General features: G+C 65.0%; 5 protein-coding genes and 1 pseudogene. All 6 read right to left on the bottom strand.

The features are described from left to right. Positions 1-99 precede the first annotated feature (99 nt). On the bottom strand, positions 100-1,488 hold the full coding sequence (thrC, locus tag Q427_RS09620; protein ID WP_043513344.1) for a threonine synthase: 1,389 nt from the start codon (positions 1,486-1,488) through the stop codon (positions 100-102). Positions 1,489-1,492: 4 nt separating this feature from the next. Beyond that, positions 1,493-2,808: pseudogene (locus Q427_RS09615) on the bottom strand (homoserine dehydrogenase). 193 nt (positions 2,809-3,001) lie between these two features. Further along, positions 3,002-3,193, bottom strand: a complete 192-nt coding sequence (locus tag Q427_RS36145) for a thioredoxin fold domain-containing protein (RefSeq protein ID WP_331280594.1) — start codon at positions 3,191-3,193, stop codon at positions 3,002-3,004. Further along, entirely contained in the window at positions 3,190-3,756 is a 567-nt protein-coding gene (locus Q427_RS09610) for a DsbC family protein (RefSeq protein WP_331280593.1), read from the bottom strand. The genes Q427_RS36145 and Q427_RS09610 overlap by 4 nt, the downstream gene beginning before the upstream one ends. Positions 3,757-3,759: 3 nt before the next feature. Next, the gene (gene xerD / locus Q427_RS09605; protein WP_043513342.1) at positions 3,760-4,662 is read right to left on the bottom strand and encodes a site-specific tyrosine recombinase XerD; all 903 of its coding nucleotides are present in this window, start codon (positions 4,660-4,662) and stop codon (positions 3,760-3,762) included. A 164-nt stretch (positions 4,663-4,826) separates the two neighbouring features. Further along, complete coding sequence (rplS, locus tag Q427_RS09600) at positions 4,827-5,183, bottom strand: 50S ribosomal protein L19 (protein WP_043513339.1); 357 nt, start codon at positions 5,181-5,183, stop codon at positions 4,827-4,829. Between the last annotated feature and the right edge of the window lie 110 nt (positions 5,184-5,293).

Here is a 5,293-nt window from a genome sequence, read left to right as displayed (position 1 = left end):
GTCTGTTCGGGGCGCTGTAATACCTCCCTGTACGCTACTTTTCCTTCCCTGGAAGACCCCCTCCAGACCTGTCCCCGCGCCTCTCGCTACCTCTCGCTACTAGCGTCGATTTTCGGCCACGAACCGCTGCACCTGTTCCAGCTCCGCAGGCAGTACCGTGTAGCGCTCCTCGCGCTCCAGCAGATCGTCCATGTGCGGCGGCAGCGGCACGCCGGGGAAGCCGGCCTTGACCACCGCCTCGGCGAACTTGGCCGGATGGGCCGTGGCCAGGGTGATCATCGGCGTGGCGGCATCGGCCCGGGCCCGCTCGGCGGCGCGGTAGCCGGTCGCCGTATGCGGGTCGAGGACCTCCTTGGTGCGATGATGCGCTTCGCGGATCACCTCGAGGATGGTGGCATCATCGACGCTGTGGCTGGCAAACAGCTTGCGCAGCCTGGCCAGCGGCGCCTCGGCCAGCGCCGTGGGCTCGGACTGGAAGCGCTCGAGCAGGCCGCGCACGGCATCGCCGTCACGCTCGTAGGCTTCGAACAGCAGCCGTTCGAAGTTGGACGACACCACGATATCCATGGAGGGTGCCAGGGTCGCCACCAGCTCCTGCTTGGAGAAGTCGTTGGCGGCCAGCGTGCGGTGCAGGATGTCGTTGGCGTTGGTGGCGATGATGAACTGCTTGACCGGCAGGCCCATGCGGTAGGCCATGTAGCCGGCGAAGACGTTGCCGAAATTGGCCGACGGCACGCAGAAGCTCACCTGGCGATGGGGCGCGCCCAGCGCCACTCCGGCAGCCACGTAGTAGACGATCTGGGCCATGATGCGCGCCCAGTTGATCGAGTTCACCGCCACCAGCCGGGTGCCGTTCAGGAAACTCTGGTCGGCGAAGCTCGCCTTGACCATGGCCTGGGCGTCGTCGAAGTTGCCCTCGATGGCGACGTTGAAGACGTTGTCGGCCAGCACCGAGGTCATCTGGCGACGCTGCACCTCGGAGACCCGGTTGTGCGGATGCAGGATGAAGATGTCGAGGTTGTCGCAGTGGCGACAGCCCTCGATGGCCGCCGAGCCGGTGTCGCCGGAGGTGGCGCCCATGATCACGGCCCGCTCGCCGCGCTTGGCCAGGAAGTGGTCGAGCAGCCTGCCGAGCAGCTGCAGGGCGACGTCCTTGAAGGCGAGCGTGGGACCATGGAACAGCTCGAGCAGGAAGTGGTTGGCGTCGAGCTGGTTGAGCGGCACCACGGCATCGTGGCTGAAGGTGGCGTAGGCGTCGCGAACGATGTCGCGGAACGTCTCGTCGTCGATCTCGCCATTGACGTAGGGCTGCATGACGCGAAAGGCGATCTCCGCATAGGAGAGCCCGGCCATGTCGGCCAGCGCCTCCGGGGAGAGCTGCGGCACGGTTTCCGGTACGTAGAGGCCGCCGTCACTGGCCATGCCGGTGAGCACGACCTCTTCGAAGGAGAGCGCGGGCGCCTGCCCGCGGGTGCTGATGTAGCGCATGGCGTTATTCCTGCTCGTCCAGCGACTCGACACGGATCCGCGTGACCGACCCTGCAATGTCGGCCATGGATTCGATATGACGGATCGCCTCGTTCATGTTCTTTTCACGGGTGCGATGGGTCAGCAGAATGATCGGCACCAGTTCCCCTTCGGTGGCCTCCTTCTGCACCAGCGCCTCGATGGAGATCCCCTGCTCGGCGAGGATGGTCGCCACCCGTGCCAGTACGCCGGGACGGTCGACCGCCAGCAGGCGCAAGTAGTAGGCGGTGACGATATCCTCCATGGGCAGGATCGGCATGCTGCCGTCGTCGTCACCAATGCCGATGAAGGCCAGGTAGGGCACCCGGTAGTGGTGGTCGGTGGCGATATCCCGGGCAACGTCCAGCAGGTCGGCGACCACCGCCGATGCGGTGGCTCGGCCCCGGCACCAGCGCCGTAGTAGAGAGTCGGTCCCACGGCATCGCCCATGATGGCAATGGCGTTCTTGACCCCATGCACGTTGGCCAGCAGGCGCTCCTTGGGGATCAGCGTCGGATGCACCCGCAGTTCGAGGCCCTCATCGGTCCGCTTGCAGATACCCAGGTGCTTGATGGTGTAGCCGAGGTTGTCGGCCTGCTCCACGTCGTCGAAGGTGACCCGGGAGATGCCTTCGGTATAGGCCTTCTCGAACTGCAGCGGCACGCCGAAGGCGATGGAGGCGAGGATTGTCAGCTTGTGGGCGGCATCGATGCCCTCCACGTCGAAGGTCGGGTCCGCCTCGGCGTAGCCCAGTGCCTGGGCCTCGGCCAGCACGTCCTCGAAGGCGCGCCCTTCGCTGCGCATGTGCGTCAGGATGTAGTTGCCGGTGCCGTTGATGATGCCGGCCACCCATTCGATGCGGTTGGCACCCAGGCCTTCGCGCAGCGACTTGATTACCGGAACGCCACCCGCCACGGCGCCCTCGAAGGCGACGATGACGCCCTGCTCGTGGGCGGCCTGGAAGATCTCGTTGCCGTGCACGGCGATCAGCGCCTTGTTGGCGGTCACCACGTGTTTGCCGTTGGCGATGGCCGTGAGCACCAGCTCCCGGGCCAGCTCATAGCCCCCGACCAGTTCCACCACGACATCGATATCGGGATTACGGGCCACCTCGAAGACATCCGTGGTGGTCTTGATGCCGGTGAGGTCACACTCCGGGTTCAGACTGCGATGCGCCACCTGTTCGATGACGATCGGGCGCCCTGCACGCCGCGCGATCTCGTCGGCATTGCGCGTCAGCACGTTGAAGGTGCCGCCGCCTACGGTACCCAGACCACAGATTCCCACTCTCACCGGTTTCAATGTCCCGCTCCCCTGTTGTGTATCAATGTCCAGCCAGTCGATATCCGGTCGTGCCATGCCGACCGCTCTATTGCCAGCCGTTCTGTTTTCGGCTGTGCGATATCCAGTTGCTCTATATTCCGTTTCTTCATGTCCAGCGCGTCATCGCCGGCGTACCGTCGCCGGCGATAACCCCTGACTGTGTCGTTGCCCGTCAGCCGTCGAGGCCGAGCATGTCGGCCAGGCGTTCGGCGGGCACGTAGCCCGGCACCATGCGACCATCGGGCAGCACGATGGCCGGTGTGCCCTGCACCCCGATTTCCATGCCGAGATGATACTGTGCCTCGACCGGATTGTCGCAGTCGACGGCACTCGAGAGGGCTTGCTGGCCCTTGATCGCCGTCATCGCCTCGCTGGGATTGTCCGCACACCATATCTGCTGCAGCTCCCGGGCGCCTCTCCATTCATGCCAATGCGCGGGAAGGCCAGATAGTGCACCTCGATGCCCATGGCATTGAGGTCGGGTACCTCTTCATGAAACTGGCGGCAGTAGGGACAGGTGGTGTCAGTGAACACCACGATCTCTGCCCGACTTTCGGCCGTGCCGCGAAAGATGACCCGCTCTCCCCTGTCCACCTCGGCCAGCCGCGCCACCCGCTCATCGTTGCGGGACTGCTCGGTCAGGTTGACCAGCCCCTGGCCGCTGTTCTCGTAGAGGTCGCCGACCAGGAAGTATTGCCCTTCCACATCGCTGTAGAAGGATTCCCCGGTCTCCAGGCGCACCTGGTAGATCCCCTCCATGGGCGTGTCACGGATACTGGCCACCGGCATGGGCTGGCCCCCGACCTGCAGGCGTTCAGCCAGCCGGGCGGAGTCGCCGGCCACCGCGCTTGCGGGCAGGGCCAGGGCGACCAAGGGTAACGTCAGGGTAAACAGGGTGCTGGCGATACGGCGTGATAGAGCGATCATGAGTCAGCCTCGAGGATGATGGTCGGCGTGCAGGGCTTCGAGTCGAGCCTGCGCAACATGGGTATAGATCTGGGTGGTCGACAGGTCGCTGTGACCGAGCAGCAGCTGTACGACACGCAGATTGGCCCCATGATTCAATAGATGCGTCGCAAAGGCGTGCCGCAGGGTATGTGGCGACAGCGGCCGCGTGATGCCGGAGGTCCGTGCATGGGCCTTGATACGGTACCAGAATGCCTGCCGTGTCATGCAGTTATCACCACGCCCGGGAAACAGCGCTGGCCGGGAGATATCGGACATCAGCGCCCCACGGGCCGTGCGCAGATAGCGTGACAGCCAGTGTACGGCTTCTTCCCCCAGGGGGACCAGTCGGTCCTTGTCCCCTTTTCCTCGCACACGCACCACGCCCTGGCGCAGATTGACCGCCTCCACGGTCAACCCCACCAGCTCCGAGACCCGCAGCCCGCAACCGTAGAGCACCTCGAGCATGGCCCGGTCCCGCATCCCCAGGTCCGTCGAGAGGTCGGGGGCCGCCAGCAGCCGCTCCACCTCCGCCTCCTCCAGGGTATCCGGCAGGTTCGGCCGCACTCGAGGCAAGCGAACGTCGGCCAGCGGATCGCGGTCGGTGCGCGACTCGGCCAGCGCCCAGCGATAGAAGCTACGCAGGCTGGAAAGCAGTCTCGCGTTGCTGCGCAAACGATAGCCTGCCGTCCGTCGCTCGTCGAGCCAGGCGGGCAGTGCCGCATCGCCGGGGGTGAGCAGGGAGCCCCCCACCTCCTCCAGGCGCTTGACCCAGGCCTCGAGGTCATGACGGTATGCCGCCAGCGTATGGTCGCTCGCCCCGCGCTCCAGCCACAGCGCATCGAGAAAGGTGTCGATCAGGACATGGGGTTCATCGACGTGCGACATTCAGGTAGTCCCCCGACGCTGCCGGACCTTGGCCCCAATGCAACGAGACCCCGCCCCGCGCAAGCGGTGACGGGGTCTCGCGGGTGGCGCACCCACCGGTGCGCCCAGGAGTCTGTCGGACTTGACCGATCTTGCAGAAGATCAGTGTCAAGTCCTACAGGCTCTCAGCCCAGCTTTTCCTTGATGCGGGCAGACTTGCCGCTGCGCTCACGGAGATAGTAGAGCTTGGCCTGGCGCACGTCGCCGCGGCGCTTGACGCTGATGGAGTCGACCAGCGGGCTGTAGGTCTGGAAGGTACGCTCGACGCCGACACCATGAGAGATCTTGCGCACGGTGAAGGCAGAGTTCAGGCCGCGGTTACGCTTGCCGATCACCACGCCTTCGAAGGCCTGGAGACGCTCGCGGTTGCCTTCCTTGACCTTGACCTGCACGACGATGGTATCGCCCGGGGCGAAGACCGGCACCTGCTTGCTCATCTGCTCGTTTTCAAGCGCCTGGATCACCTTGTTCTTGCTACTCATGACATAACTCCTCGATAACATGGCTTCGCCGGCTCGGCGGCGAAGCGTGATCCCGGCACTCGAAACTGGCTCGAGAGCGCGGGAAATGATGGGTGACGCAGGTCCACCGC

This window comes from Halomonas sp. BC04 (genome assembly GCF_000568385.1).
The sequence above is the reverse complement of the archived record's forward strand: the minus strand, read 5'-3'. Positions and strand labels throughout refer to the sequence as shown.